General features: G+C 64.1%; 11 protein-coding genes and 1 other RNA gene. 5 read left to right on the top strand and 7 right to left on the bottom strand.

The window, feature by feature from the left end:
• Positions 1-191 precede the first annotated feature (191 nt).
• The 4 genes from cdd to ACZM22_RS01290 are packed head-to-tail and all read right to left on the bottom strand — an operon-like array spanning position 192 to position 4,675.
• Positions 192-581, bottom strand: coding sequence for a cytidine deaminase (gene cdd, locus ACZM22_RS01305; RefSeq protein WP_483267231.1), 390 nt, complete (start codon positions 579-581; stop codon positions 192-194).
• A 41-nt stretch (positions 582-622) separates the two neighbouring features.
• Positions 623-2,497: an ABC transporter ATP-binding protein gene (locus ACZM22_RS01300; protein ID WP_489542842.1), complete on the bottom strand. Its 1,875-nt coding sequence runs from the start codon at positions 2,495-2,497 to the stop codon at positions 623-625.
• On the bottom strand, positions 2,490-4,226 hold the full coding sequence (locus tag ACZM22_RS01295) for an ABC transporter ATP-binding protein (protein ID WP_489542841.1): 1,737 nt from the start codon (positions 4,224-4,226) through the stop codon (positions 2,490-2,492). Before ACZM22_RS01295 ends, ACZM22_RS01300 begins: the two co-directional genes overlap by 8 nt.
• Positions 4,220-4,675 carry a MarR family winged helix-turn-helix transcriptional regulator gene (locus ACZM22_RS01290; RefSeq protein WP_483267234.1) on the bottom strand — a complete coding sequence of 152 codons (456 nt, stop codon included), beginning with the start codon at positions 4,673-4,675 and terminating at the stop codon, positions 4,220-4,222. Before ACZM22_RS01290 ends, ACZM22_RS01295 begins: the two co-directional genes overlap by 7 nt.
• 531 nt (positions 4,676-5,206) lie before the next feature.
• On the opposite strand from ACZM22_RS01290, the gene feoB reads away from it, so the two are divergent.
• The 4 genes from feoB to ACZM22_RS01270 all read left to right on the top strand — a co-directional run bounded on the left by feoB (position 5,207) and on the right by ACZM22_RS01270 (position 9,495).
• Positions 5,207-7,033 carry a ferrous iron transporter B gene (gene feoB / locus ACZM22_RS01285; protein ID WP_489542840.1) on the top strand — a complete coding sequence of 609 codons (1,827 nt, stop codon included), beginning with the start codon at positions 5,207-5,209 and terminating at the stop codon, positions 7,031-7,033.
• Positions 7,034-7,114: 81 nt separating this feature from the next.
• An RNA gene (gene ffs / locus ACZM22_RS01280) (signal recognition particle sRNA small type) lies at positions 7,115-7,214 on the top strand.
• A 49-nt stretch (positions 7,215-7,263) separates the two neighbouring features.
• A complete protein-coding gene (gene dnaX, locus ACZM22_RS01275; protein WP_489542839.1) occupies positions 7,264-9,102 on the top strand; it encodes a DNA polymerase III subunit gamma/tau in 1,839 nt (612 codons plus the stop codon).
• Between the two features lie 27 nt (positions 9,103-9,129).
• Positions 9,130-9,495, top strand: a complete 366-nt coding sequence (locus ACZM22_RS01270) for a YbaB/EbfC family nucleoid-associated protein (RefSeq protein ID WP_484424463.1) — start codon at positions 9,130-9,132, stop codon at positions 9,493-9,495.
• A 47-nt stretch (positions 9,496-9,542) separates the two neighbouring features.
• On the opposite strand, the gene ACZM22_RS01265 is transcribed toward ACZM22_RS01270, so the two are convergent.
• The 3 genes from ACZM22_RS01265 to ACZM22_RS01255 are packed head-to-tail and all read right to left on the bottom strand — an operon-like array spanning position 9,543 to position 12,323.
• A complete protein-coding gene (locus ACZM22_RS01265; protein WP_489542838.1) occupies positions 9,543-10,637 on the bottom strand; it encodes a DUF3810 domain-containing protein in 1,095 nt (364 codons plus the stop codon).
• Positions 10,634-11,056 carry a PaaI family thioesterase gene (locus tag ACZM22_RS01260; protein WP_483267239.1) on the bottom strand — a complete coding sequence of 141 codons (423 nt, stop codon included), beginning with the start codon at positions 11,054-11,056 and terminating at the stop codon, positions 10,634-10,636. The genes ACZM22_RS01265 and ACZM22_RS01260 overlap by 4 nt, the downstream gene beginning before the upstream one ends.
• Complete coding sequence (locus ACZM22_RS01255; protein ID WP_484424461.1) at positions 11,049-12,323, bottom strand: AI-2E family transporter; 1,275 nt, start codon at positions 12,321-12,323, stop codon at positions 11,049-11,051. Before ACZM22_RS01255 ends, ACZM22_RS01260 begins: the two co-directional genes overlap by 8 nt.
• A 212-nt stretch (positions 12,324-12,535) precedes the next feature.
• On the opposite strand from ACZM22_RS01255, the gene ACZM22_RS01250 reads away from it, so the two are divergent.
• Entirely contained in the window at positions 12,536-13,417 is an 882-nt protein-coding gene (locus ACZM22_RS01250; protein WP_484424460.1) for a diacylglycerol/lipid kinase family protein, read from the top strand.
• The last annotated feature ends 51 nt before the right edge of the window (positions 13,418-13,468 follow it).

Here is a 13,468-nt window from a genome sequence, read left to right as displayed (position 1 = left end):
CCTCCAAATTTTCAGTGTTTCCGCGCAGGGAAAAGGAAGCGCGGCTGTGGATAGGACGCAGCCGCGCTCTCATTTGTTCCCGACGGGCGGGTCTTTTCCGTCCATACGTCGTTGCGCTCGCTTGCCATACACAAAGTATTGCCTGCGCTCCCGCGCCTCGTCTGAACGAAAAATCCCTCGCCCGTTAAGCGTTACAACCAACTTTGGTCAAACCCGTAGGGCAGCAGCTCCTTCAGGGCGAACTTCCTGCTCTCGCCCTTCTTATTCAGGCAGATGACGGTGAGATCGGGGGCGAACTCCATCATCACCTGGCGGCAGGTGCCGCAGGGTACGCAGTAGTCGTCGCTGCGTCCGGCGATGACGATAGTGTCAAAGTCGCGGTGCCCCTCGCTGACAGCCTTGAAGATGGCGGTGCGCTCGGCGCAGATGGTGGCGCCGTAGGCGGCGTTTTCGATGTTGCAGCCGGTGAACACCGTGCCGTCCCTGCACAGCAGGGCGGCGCCCACGGGGAAATGGGAATAGGGGACATAGGCCATATCCAGCATGTCGATGGCCTTCTGGCAAAGCGCCTGTTCGGTCATGAGTGATTCCTCCTTAGTATGGTGTATTCGGATAATTTAATTCAACTCAGTTCTGCCTGCCCGGTGTAGAGCTGGTAGTACTTGCCGTGCTGCGCCAGCAGCTGCTCGTGATTGCCGCGCTCGATGATGCGTCCCTGCTCCAGCACCAGAATGGCCTGGCTGTTGCGGACGGTGGACAGACGGTGGGCGATGACGAACACCGTGCGTCCCTCCATCAGGGAGTCCATGCCCCGCTCGATCAGGGTCTCGGTACGGGTGTCGATGGAGCTGGTGGCCTCATCCAGAATGAGTACCGGCGGGTCGGACACGGCGGCCCGTGCGATGTTCAGCAGCTGGCGCTCGCCCTGACTGAGGCTGCCGCCGTCGCCGGTGATGACGGTGTCGTAGCCCTGGGGCAGGTGGCGGATGAAGCTGTCGGCGTTGGCCAGCTTCGCTGCGGCGCGGATCTCCTCATCCGTGGCGTCCAGCTTGCCGTAGCGGATGTTGTCGGCCACGGTGCCGGTGAACAGATGGGTATCCTGCAGCACAATGCCCAGCGAACGGCGCAGGGAGTCCTTTGCGATGTCCTTCACGTCGATGCCGTCGTAGGTGATAATACCCTGCTGCACGTCGTAGAAGCGGTTGATGAGATTGGTGATGGTGGTCTTGCCCGCACCGGTAGAGCCCACGAAGGCGATCTTCTGCCCGGGCTCGGCGAACAGGGACACATCGTTGAGCACCGTCTTTTCCCCGTCGTAGGAGAAGGTCACGTGGTCAAAGCGCACGTCGCCCCGCAGCTCCACCAGCGTGCCGTCCGGCTTTTTCCAGGCCCAGTGGCCGGTGCGCCGCTTCGTCTCCGTCAGGGTATCGCCGTTTTTCTCCACGCGGACGATGACGGTCTTGCCCTCATCGGTCTCGGGCTGTTCGTCCATGACGGCGAAGATGCGCTCGGCGCCGGCCGCCGCGGCCAGCAGGGTGTTGATCTGCTGGCTGATCTGGCCCACAGGCTGGCTCACCTGCTTGACGTACAGCAGGTACGCGCCCAGAGAGCCGATGTCAAATACGCCGCCGATGGCCAGCAGGCCGCCGACGCAGCAGGTGACGGCGTAGTTGATCTTGCTGAGGTTGCCCATGGCGGGCATCATCATGCCGGCATAGGCCTGGGCAGCGGTGGCGGCGTCGCGGTAGTCGCCGTTGAGGGCGGTAAAGCGCTCCACGGCCTGGCCCTCGTGGTTGAATACCTTGATGACCTTCTGGCCTTCGATCATCTCCTCGATATAGCCGTTCAGCGCGCCCAGCGCCGCCTGCTGCCGCTGGAAATTGGCACGGCTGCGGCCGCCGATGACCTTCACCACCAGCCCCATCAGGCCCAGGAACAGGAAAGTGATCAGCGTCAGCCACGGGTTCAGCACGATCATCATCACCACGGTGCCCACAAAGGTCAGCACGTTGGAGATGATGCTGGCGAAGCTGCTGTTCAGCATCTCCGACACGGTGTCGATGTCGTTGGTGAAGCGGCTCATCAGGTCGCCGGACTGGTGGCGGTCATAGTAGCTGACGGGCAGCTGCTGCAGCCTGTTGAACAGGTCCTGCCGCAGGGCGGCCACCGTGTGCTGTGCCACGTGGACCATGATGCGGGCGTAGGCAAAGGAGCACAGTGAGCTCAGGAGATACATCCCGCCCATCACCAGCAGCATTTTGAAAAGTCCCGGGAAATCGCCGGGGATGATATAGTCGTTGAGCAGCGGCTTCAGCAGGTAGCTGGTGGCCACGCCGGCGGCGGAGCTGATGAGAAGGCATACCGCCACCAGCACCAGCGACCCCTTATACTTGCCCACGTAGCCCATGAGCTTTTTGAAGGTGCCCTTCATGTCCTTGGGCCGCTGATAGCCGTGATTGCGGCCATGGCCTCCGCCTGTGCGTTTCGTCTCAGCCATCGATGCTCACCCCTTCCTGCTGGGATTCATAGACCTCGCGGTAGATCTCGCAGCTGTCCATCAGCTGCTCATGGGTGCCCTGTCCCACCACGCGGCCGTCGTCCAGCACCAGGATCATATCCGCGTCCATGACGGAGGTGATGCGCTGGGCGATGATGAGCTTGGTAGCGCCGGGCAGCGCCGTTTTCAGAGCGCCGCGGATCTTGGCGTCGGTGGCGGTGTCCACCGCGCTGGTAGAGTCGTCCAGGATCAGTACCTTGGGCTGCCGCAGAATGGCCCGGGCGATGCACAGGCGCTGCTTCTGGCCGCCGGAGACGTTGGTGCCGCCCTGCTCGATATAGGTGTCGTAGCCGTCGGGCATCCGCTGAATGAATTCGTCGGCGCAGGCCATGCGGCAGGCCTCCTCGATCTCCTGATCGGTGGCGTCCTCACGGCCCCAGCGCAGGTTCTCCCGAATGGTACCGGAGAACAGGGTGTTCTTCTGCAGCACCATGGCGCAGCCGTCGCGCAGCGCCTCCATGGTGTAGTCCTTTACGTTGCGGCCGCCCACGGAGACGGCGCCCTCATTCACCTCGTACAGGCGGGGGATCATGCTGACCAGCGTGGTCTTGGCGCTGCCGGTGCCGCCCAGAATGCCCACAGTCATACCGCTTTCGATGTGCAGGTCGATGTCCGTCAGGTTCCAGCTCTCCGCCGTGGGGTGATACTTGAAATACACGTGATCGAACCGGATATCGCCGTTGTCCACAGTCAATGCGGCATCGGCCTGGGCATCGGTGATCTGGGGCTGTTCGTCCAGCACCTCCACGATGCGCCTGCCGCAGGCGATGGCACGGGTCAGGAACATCAGCACCATGGACACCATCATCAGGGACATCAGGATCTCGCTGGAATAGGTGAAGAACGCCATCAGGTCGCCGGAGAGCAGGGTGCCCTCCGCCACGTCGTGACCGCCCAGCCACATCAGCGCCACCGTGGTGCCGCCCATGATCATGATCATGATGGGCATGAACATCACCACGAACCCAAAGGCCCTCTCCGCCGTGTCGCGGAGCTTATTGCTGCGGCTCTGGAATTTTTGCTCCTCCCGCTCCTCGCGGACGAAGGATTTCACCACGCGGACGGCGTTCAGATTCTCCTGCACCACCAGATTCAGATCATCGGTGGCGTTCTGCAGCGCCGTGAAAAACGGCCCCACGTAGCGGATGACGATGACCACCGCGAGGATCAGCAGCGGCACTGCCACCAGGAACACCCGGCTCAGGTCCAGACTGATCTGCATGGTCTTTATCAGCGCCGTCACCAGCATCACCGGCGCACGCACACACATGCGCATGCCCATGAACATGGTCATCTGCACCGATGACACGTCGTTGGTCAGGCGGGTGATGAGGCTGGCGGTGGAGAAGCGCTCGATGTTGGCGAAGGAGAAGCGCTGCACCTGCTCATACTCCGCCTGGCGCAGGTTGGCGCCGAAACCCATGGCCGCTTTAGCGGCCAGCGCCGCCGCACCCACGCCGCACAGCAGCGCCGCCATGGCCATCAGGAACATTTTCAGGCCCGTCAGCAGGATATAGCCGCGGTCGCCGTTGGCGATGCCCACGTCCACGATCTCACTCATGGCACGGGGCAGCTCCAGCTCCAGCACAGACTCACCCACCGAGCACAATACGCCCAGCAGGATATACCACCGGTAGCCCCTTGTATACGGGGCAAGCTTTTTCAGCATACTTCGTCCTCCTCCGAGAGATTTTTTGCCACCCGCAGAAGAAGTGACGTCAGCAGCCGGATCTCCTCCGGCGAAAAGCCCTTTTCCAGTCGGTCGTTGACCTCATGCACGATGGCGATGAATCTGTCATAAAACTGCTTCCCCTGCGCCGTCAGCGCCAGAATACGGCAGCGCCCGTCGGTGCGGCTGGCGGTGCGGGTGACCATGCCCTTCTCCTCCAGCCGGTCCACGATGCCGTTGACCGTGCTGGGCTTCACCATCAGGTGCCGCTCCAGCTGCTTCTGGTTGACCTCGCCCTTCGCCTCGTGGAGGTAGGTCAGCGTCCGGCACTGCATGGGCGATACGTCGTATTGCCGCAGCCGCCGATCCAACAGCTTCTGCACCTGATGGTCGCAGTAGCCGAACAGCGGGCCGAAATGCTCCGGCCGTTCCGTGATACAGCGTTCCACAATGTGCCTCCTTTCGAATTGTTTCGCATACTAATTATTAGTGTGCTAAATAATAGCACGGTGCTTTTCCAATGTCAAGAGCGTATTTGCGCGGAGCTTATGAACAATTTGTGAATCTTCTCACAAAGCCGTTGACTTTCCGGAATGCCGTGTTATGATAGCATCAGAAAGCAAGTAAGTGACATTGTTATTCTCTCTCCTTTACCAAAAAGCAGTCGCGCACCCTCGGGTGCGCGGCTGCTTTTTTATGACATGTTCCGCAGTATCCCCGATTTTCGGAAAGGAAGAATGTGTGCAAGAAACCCATCCGGGGTGTCTTGCACGTTCAATTCCCGCCGCAGCGGCTGAAAGTAAAACCGCCTTCGGGCGGTTTTACTTTTCTGCGTTTGCCGGAAACCGGCAAACGCAGTCGCGCACCCTCGGGTGCGCGACTGCGTTTTCTATGGCGTGCCCCGCCGTCATGTCCTGCACCTGCCGCCCCGCCGCCGCATAGGATGGCCGGAAGCAGCCTGCAGAAGGAGGAGACAGTCAATGGAGCAGTACACAGCGGCGCTGGCGGGCAACCCCAACGTGGGAAAATCCACGGTGTTCAACACCCTGACGGGCATGCGCCAGCACACAGGCAACTGGCCCGGGAAAACGGTGGCGGTAGCGGAGGGCGCCTACACGTGGCAGGGCGCGGCCTTCCGGCTCATCGACCTGCCCGGGACCTACTCCCTGCGGGCAGACTCGCCGGAGGAGCAGATCGCCCGGGACTTCATCTGCGGCGGCGGTGCCGATGTCACCGTACTGGTGGCGGACGCCACCTGCCTCCGGCGAAATCTGCATCTGGCGGTGCAGCTGCGCTGCCGCACGCCGCGGCTGGTAGTGTGCGTGAATCTGATGGACGAGGCCCGCCGCAAGGGCGTCGCCGTGGACGTGGACGCCCTGTCCCGCGGGCTGGACGCACCGGTGGTGACGGCGACGGCACGGAGCGGACAGGGGATGGACGATCTGCGCACGGCGGTGCTGGACATGGCGCGGCGGGAGCCGTGGAAGGACACGTGGCCGCCGCTGGACGGGGACGACAGCGCCGCCGTGGCCCACCGGGCATTGGCCATCGCTGATGCCTGTCTCTCCCGCCGCCCCGAGGAGGTCCACACCCGTGACCGGCGGCTGGACCGCGTGCTCACCGGCTGGGGCGGCGTGCCGGTGATGCTGCTGCTGTTGGGTGCGGTGCTGTGGCTCACCATCTGGGGCGCCAACCGGCCCTCGGAGCTGCTGAGCCGGTGGCTCATGTCGGCGCAGGAGCCGCTGCGAGCCCTGCTGGGCGGCGCGCCATGGTGGCTGCGGGAATCGCTGGTGGACGGGGTATACCGCACGGCGGCGTGGGTGGTGGCGGTGATGCTGCCGCCCATGGCCATCTTCTTCCCGCTGTTCACCCTGCTGGAGGACGCGGGGTATCTGCCGCGGGTGGCCTTTCTCATGGACCGGTGCTTCCGCGCCGCCGGCGGCAGCGGCCGTCAGAGCCTCACCATGTGCATGGGGCTGGGGTGCAACGCCTGCGGCGTCACGGGCTGCCGCATCATCGACAGTCCGCGGGAACGGCTGGTAGCCATCCTCACCAACGCCTTCATCCCCTGCAATGGCCGGTTCCCCACGCTGATCGTCCTCATCAGTCTGTTCTTTCCGGGCGGCGCGGCCGGGGTGGGACGCTCTCTGTCGGCCGCCGCCATGCTGCTGGGGTGCCTGCTGTTCGCCGTGGCCATGTCGCTGCTGGCCTCCCGCCTGCTGACGGCCACCGTGCTGCGGGGCCAGCTGTCCGCCTTCTCGCTGGAGCTGCCGCCCTACCGCGTGCCCCAGGTGGGACAGGTGCTGGTGCGGTCGCTGCTGGACCGGACGCTGTTCGTACTGGGCCGCGCCGTGACGGTAGCAGCCCCTGCGGGACTGGTGATCTGGGTGCTGGGCCGCGTGCCGGCGGGCAGCGGCACGCTGCTGACGGCGCTGGCCGGCGCGCTGGACGGCCCCGGACGGCTGATGGGGCTGGACGGCATGGTGCTGCTGGCGTTTCTGCTGGGCTTTCCTGCCAATGAGATCGTGCTGCCGGTGCTGCTGATGGGCTATCTGCGGTCAGGAAGCCTGACGGCGGCGGGGCTGACGGAGCTGGGCCCCGTTCTCACCGCCCACGGCTGGACGGCGGAGACGGCATTGTGTATGCTGGTGCTGTGCCTGCTGCACTTCCCCTGCGGTACCACGTGCCTCACCATCCTCCGCGAGACGGGCAGCGCCCGCTGGACGGCGCTGGCGGCGGCGCTGCCCACAGCCATGGGTATGGCGCTGTGCATGCTCATCCACGGCGCGGTGACGCTGCTTGGATAGCGCCTCGACAAAAAACAGTTGCCAAGCGGCAACTTTTGTAGTAAAATAAGCGGGTGAACTTGTCCTCCGCCGATAGCTGCGGGGCCGGTCTCGCGCAATGGATACCCACGAATCATGTCAGGCGGGGAACCGAGCAGCATTAAGAGGGATCATCCATGTGCCGCGGGGAAGCCGGCTTCGCGGCTATGGGCGGAGGACGTTCTATTTTTGTTATGACAGGAGGTGTGCCCGTGTACCAGGCGCTGTACCGTAAATACCGTCCCAGAACCTTTTCCGAGGTGGTGGGCCAGTCCCATATCACCGACACCCTCCAGCGTCAGGTGGCGGAGGGCCGCGTGGGCCACGCCTACCTGTTTACCGGCACCCGCGGCACCGGCAAGACCACCTGCGCCCGCATCCTGGCCAAGGCGGTGAACTGCCAGCACCCCGTGGACGGCGCACCCTGCTGCCGGTGCGACAGCTGCCGCGGCATCGATGCAGGCACCCTGCTGGATGTGACGGAGCTGGACGCCGCCTCCAACGGCAGCGTCAACGACGCCCGCACCCTGCGGGAGGAGGCGGTGTATCCCCCCTCCGTGCTGAAAAAACGGGTGTACATCATCGACGAGGTCCACATGCTCTCGCGGGACGCCTTCAATGCCCTGCTGAAGATCATGGAGGAACCGCCGGAGCACCTGCTGTTCATTCTGGCCACCACGGAGCTGCACAAGGTCCCCGCCACCATCCTGTCCCGCTGCCAGCGGTTCTCCTTCAAGCGCATCCTGCCTCGTGACGCGGAGCAGCAGCTTTTGAAGATCGCGGCGGCGGAGGACATTGCCCTGACATCCGACGGCGCGGAGATCCTGGCCCGCATGGCCAACGGCGCTCTCCGCGACGCCCTGAGCCTGCTGGACCAGTGCCGTGCGGCGGACGGCGACATTGACAGCCGCACCGTGCTGGACACGCTGGGTCTGGCGGGCAGCACCCAGACGCTGCAATTGATGCGCTGCCTGCTGGCCCGGAACGCCGCCGATGCACTGGCCCTGTTTGACCAGCTGTATCGCAGCGGCAAGGATGTGGCCGCTCTGCTGGGTGAGCTGAGTGACCTCTCCCGTGATATGACGGTGCTGAAGGCCGCGCCGGAGGGCGGTGCGGCGCTGCTGTCCGGTGTCTACGACCGCAAGACCCTGACCGAGCTGGGCCGCGACCTGCCCATGAGCCGGTTTTTGTACATGGCAGACACGCTGCAAAGCTGCTGCGCCGCCCTGGCGGACAGCATCCGCCCCCGCACGGCGGCGGAGCTGTGCCTGCTGCGTCTGTGCGACGAGAGCCTGTCCGGCGACCTCACCGCCTTCGACCGGCGGCTGGCCTGTCTGGAGCAGGCGGTGCAGCAGGGCGTCATCGCCCCCCAGCGCCCCTCCCCGCGGCAGGAAGCGCCGGTACGTCCGGCTCCTGCGCCGCGTCCGGCCTGTCAGCCGCCGGTGATGGGGCAGCCGCCCCTGCCGGAAGAACCGCCTCTGCCGGAGGAACCGCCACTGCCGGAGGAACCGCCCCTGCCGGAGCAGGCGGTGCGGGACTTCGGCCTGCCGGAGGAGCCTCCGGTACGTCCCGGTCACCGGAATGATCCGCCTGTGCCCGCCGCCCCTGCGACAGCGGGAGACGACAGCGTGTGGCGGCGTCTGCTGGATCAGTACAAGGGCCGTCTGCCGGTGAATGCGCGGGTCATGCTGAGCATGGCCTCCGGCGTGCTGGACGGCGACTGCCTCACCGTACTGTGCCGCGACGACTTCACCCAGAAGCAGCTGGACAAGCCGGAGATCCTCACCGTCCTGCGGGACGTTACCGCCGCCGAGCTGGGCCGCGATATCCGCGTGATGCTGGCGGTGGGCAAGGCCCCTCCCGCATCCGGACGCAGCGTACCCCCTCCCCCGCCATCGCGGCAGGCCCCGCAGCCCGCGCCGCAGGCAGCGGCCCCTGTGCCGCCCTCCAACGATCCCCCGCCATGGGAGCCTCCCGCCTCTACCGGCGGCGACCGGCTGGACGAGCTGGCTCAGAACGGGCGGCAGCTGGACAACTTCAAGATCAAATAAACTGATGATACAAAGGAGAATAACGACATGGCAAAGGGTTATAGCGCCCGCAAGGGCTTTTCCGGCGGTGCCGGCATGATGCAGCAGCAGGCGCAGATGCAGCAGAAGCTGATGAAGATGCAGCAGGAGATGAGCAAAGCCCAGGAGGAGGTGGAGAACAGCTCCTTTACCGCCTCCGTAGGCGGCGGCGCCGTGACTGCCGCAGTCTCCGGCAAGAAGGAGCTCACCGCTCTGACCATCAAGCCCGACGTGGTGGACCCCGAGGATGTGGAGATGCTGCAGGATCTGGTCATTTCCGCCGTCAACGAGGCCCTGCGTCAGGCGGAGGAGGCCATGAGCTCCTCCATGAACGCCCTCACCGGCGGCCTGAACATCCCCGGTCTGGGCCTGTAAAAAGCATAAAAAAAGCAGCCCCGAAGCGGTGCTTCGGGGCTGCTTTTTTATGCCGCGGCATCGGCGAAATACGTCACCAGCAGATCCGTCACCATGCCGTAGCTGCGGATGCCGCTGGCGTCGCCGTTGGTCTTGAGGAACGCGTCGTACACGCTCTCCGACGCCTGGGACACCGGTCCCCGGAACGCCGCCCAGTAGGTGTTGTCCGCCCGCAGGTCTGCGATCACCGTCTCCGGCAGGGTCTCGCGGACGGCGCGGCTCCGGTCGGGGTCCGCGCGATACAGGGCATTGGAGAGATAGACGTATCCCTCCAGCCAGCCGGAGTAGCGGTACACCGGATCGGCGCATCTCGTGGCCGCCAGGATGCCGATGAAATTGCACTCCTGCTCAGAGATAACGCCCCGCTGGTGGGCCATCTCGTGGCACACCGTGGACGGCAGCCACGCCACAGGACTGTCCATGTTCACATTGGCCTCGCCGGTAAAGGGGAAATAGAAGCCGGTGAACCGCAGCACGCTGAGGGCGTTGGAGCAGGCGAAGGGCTTGACGCCGCCGGTCTCCACCCGCAGGAACGGGAACTCGTCGTACACCCCGTCGTAGGCGTCGCCCGCCGCGGCCAGAATGGTCTTTCGGTCGGCGGCGCAGACGCCGCTGTCGTCCCGCGGCACGCCGTCCGCCGCCGCGGTAAGCTCTGATGCGAAGTACCGCGTCACCTGCTCCAGCTCCTCCACTGACACGGGCTGGGCCACGATGCCGCTCCTGTCCTGAAAGCTGTCGGTGCTGTACGCCGTGCCCCACAGGAGGCAGAAGCCGCCGTACACCGTCAACATCAGGCAGGCGGCGGTCAGCACGAAATCCGCCAGCACCGCGCGCCGCCGCGGCCCCGCGATAAGCCGCCGCACCGTGCAGGCCAGCCAGATGATGCCCGCCCAGATCGCCGTCAATATCAGCACCTCGCCCACGGAGCCGTCGAACCCGTCGCACAGGCGGGCCACCTGCCGCATGGCGGGGAAAATGACGCTGCCGCACAGCCGGTTCATGGCGGTGCGGTCAGTGCGCAGGGCGAAATAGGCGGCGAAAAACAGAGCCAGCGCCGTCAGCCACCATAGCCGTTGGCGGCGCTGCCGCAGATACGTCCTCACAGTGGCAGCGGACGGCCGGTGAAGCTCATGACGCAGTGGGACTGCACGATGACCTTGCCGTTCTCGTCCGTGACCTCCGCCGAGCAGAAGGCCAGCTTGCCGCCCAGACGGTCCACCTTCCCCACAGCGGTAAGGGTGCTGTCCGCCGCCGCAGCGGACAGATAGTCGATGGTAGCGTTTACCGTCACTATCACCTCCTGCCGCAGGCTCATGATGGCCATGCCCATGGCCACGTCGCACAGGGCGAACAGGATACCGCCGTGAGCCCCTCCCCAGCGGTTCAGGCTGTCGCGGCACATGGGCAGCACCACGGCGGCGCTGCCGTCGCCAATGTCGGCGGTGTACATATGGTTATGCGTCAGAAACGGCTCGCGGCTGTTGCTGAAATCCAGCAGCTTCTTCTTGAGCTCCTCAGTCATGGTGTTCCTCCGATGTATCGTTCTGGGGCGCGGATGCCGGCTCCGACGCCGTTTCGCGGGCCCGCTCCACATAGGCGTAAGCCTCCGTGGGCATATTGCGCCGGCGCAGCCGCCGGTCCAGCAGGTACTTCACCAGCTCCTGCACGCAGGCGAAGATGGGTACGCCCAGGAACATACCCAGCACACCGCCGAAGCCGCCGCCCACCAGAATGGCCACGATGACCCAGAAGCTGGAGATGCCGGTGGCGTCGCCCAGGATCTTGGGGCCCAGGATATTCCCGTCAAACTGCTGAAGCACCAAGATAAAGATGATGAAGATGAGACACTGCTTGGGACTGACCAGCAGGATCAGGAAGGCCGATGGGATGGCGCCCAGGAACGGTCCGAAAAACGGGATGATGTTGGTAACACCCACCACCACGCTGACCAGCGGGGTATAGGGCAGCTTCAGGATGCTGCCTCCGAGGAAGCACAGCGCGCCGATGATGAGGGAGTCCAGCAGCTTGCCCCGCACGAAGCCGGAGAAGATGCGATCCACCTGGCGGGTACCGCGGATGACGGCACGGGCCTTCCGCTCGTCGAAGATGGCGAACACCGCCTTGCAGCAGCGGGCGAGGCTCTTTTCCTTCATGGTCATGAGGTAGATGGATACGATGATGCCCACGATCAGGTCGGTGGCCAGGTTGATGACGCCGCGGATACCGCTCCAGATGCCGCCTGTCAGGGTCCCCAGCGTTGTCTGCGCCCAGGGCAGGATGTGCTCCTTCAGCAGGGTCACGCCATCACTGTAATACTTTGTGACAAAGTCGGCGATCCACACCGCCACCTCGTTCTCGCTGTCCAGCAGACTGTCAGCCCAGTTATATACCTTGTAATAATACGACTCAGCGTTGTTGATGAGCATGGTCACGCTGTCGATGAGCTGGGGGATCAGCACGCTCATCAGCAGGTAGATCAGCAGGATAGCCACCGTCTCCGCCAGCAGAATGCTGAAAAACCGCAGGATGCCAGCGGCGTTCTTCGGGTGCTTTTTGGGAAAAACCCTCTGCCACGCAGCGTGGAGTACCCTCTCGATCCAGTTCATCACCGGCGTCAGCAGGTATGCGATGACCGCGCCGTATACCACCGGCGCCAGCACGGAGGCCAGCTTGCTCACGAACTGCTGCAGTGTACCGCCCATATAAAATGTGTCGTAAAAAACCAGCACGGCGCAGACGGTCAGAAACGCCGTCAGCCCCCACTTCAGATATTGTGTCCGGTTCTTCATGCACACCACTCCTTTTCCGGGCTTGCTCCCCCTATCATAGCCGACCAGACCCCGATTTGCAAGGGTTTTCTGCCCTTGCCGCCGCTGAGGGAGGGCTGTGCGCTGCGCACGGACAACGCCGTCACTCCTGTGCGTCTGACTGTTGCATTTCCCGTCGCGTTGTGGCATAATGGAGAGACACACTGCACTTACCGGCATATAGGAGGAGAGCCATGAAGAAGCTCCTGTTCATTGTCAATCCAAAGGCGGGCAAAACGAAATCCAACGCCCCCCTGTTCGATGCGGTGGCCGCCTTTTCCCGCGCTGGCTATCTGGTGCGGGTCTTTCTGACGGAGGCCGGCGGCGAAGCCCGGACCTACGCGGCCAAATGGGGTCCGCAGTACGATGTGGTAGTCTGCGCCGGCGGCGACGGCACCCTGAATGAGACCATCTCCGGTCTGATGGAGCTGGAGCGCCGCCCGCTGCTGGGCTACCTGCCCAACGGCAGCACCAACGATTTTGCTGCCAGCCTGCACCTGTCCTCCGATCCCCGCCACGCCGCCCAGGCCATCGCCAGCGGCCAGCCCCACGCCTTGGACATCGGGCGGCACAACGACCGTTATTTCGCCTATGTGGCATCCTTTGGCGCCTTCACCCGCTCCTCCTACTCCGCGTCCCAGGCGGCAAAAAACGCCCTGGGTCACTTCGCGTACATACTGGAGGGGCTGGGGGATCTGGACTCCCTGCGGCCCTACAACTGCCGCATTGAGGCGGACGGCGAGACGTTTGAGGGTGACTTCATCTTCGGCGCGGTGTGCAACAGCACTTCCCTGGGCGGACTGGTGAAGTTGGACCCCAGCCGCGTCAAGATGGACGACGGTCTGTTCGAGCTGCTGCTGCTGCGGATGCCCAAAACGGCCCTGGACCTGCAAAATCTCATCACCGCCATGACGCGGATGCAGTATGAGTACCCGGGCGTCATCTTCCGCCACGTGCAGCACGTGACCCTCACCACCCAGGCCCACATTCCCTGGTCGCTGGACGGCGAGTTCGCCCCCAGCGTGGAGCGTGTGGACATCGACAACCTGTCCGGCGCGGTGGAGCTGCTGCGCTGACTTTCCGAAATAGACGCAAAAAAGGACGCCGGAGCTGCGCTCCGGCGTCCT

The sequence above is a fragment of the Vescimonas sp. genome, from assembly GCF_057856985.1.
This window is presented reverse-complemented; position numbering and strand designations above follow the sequence as displayed.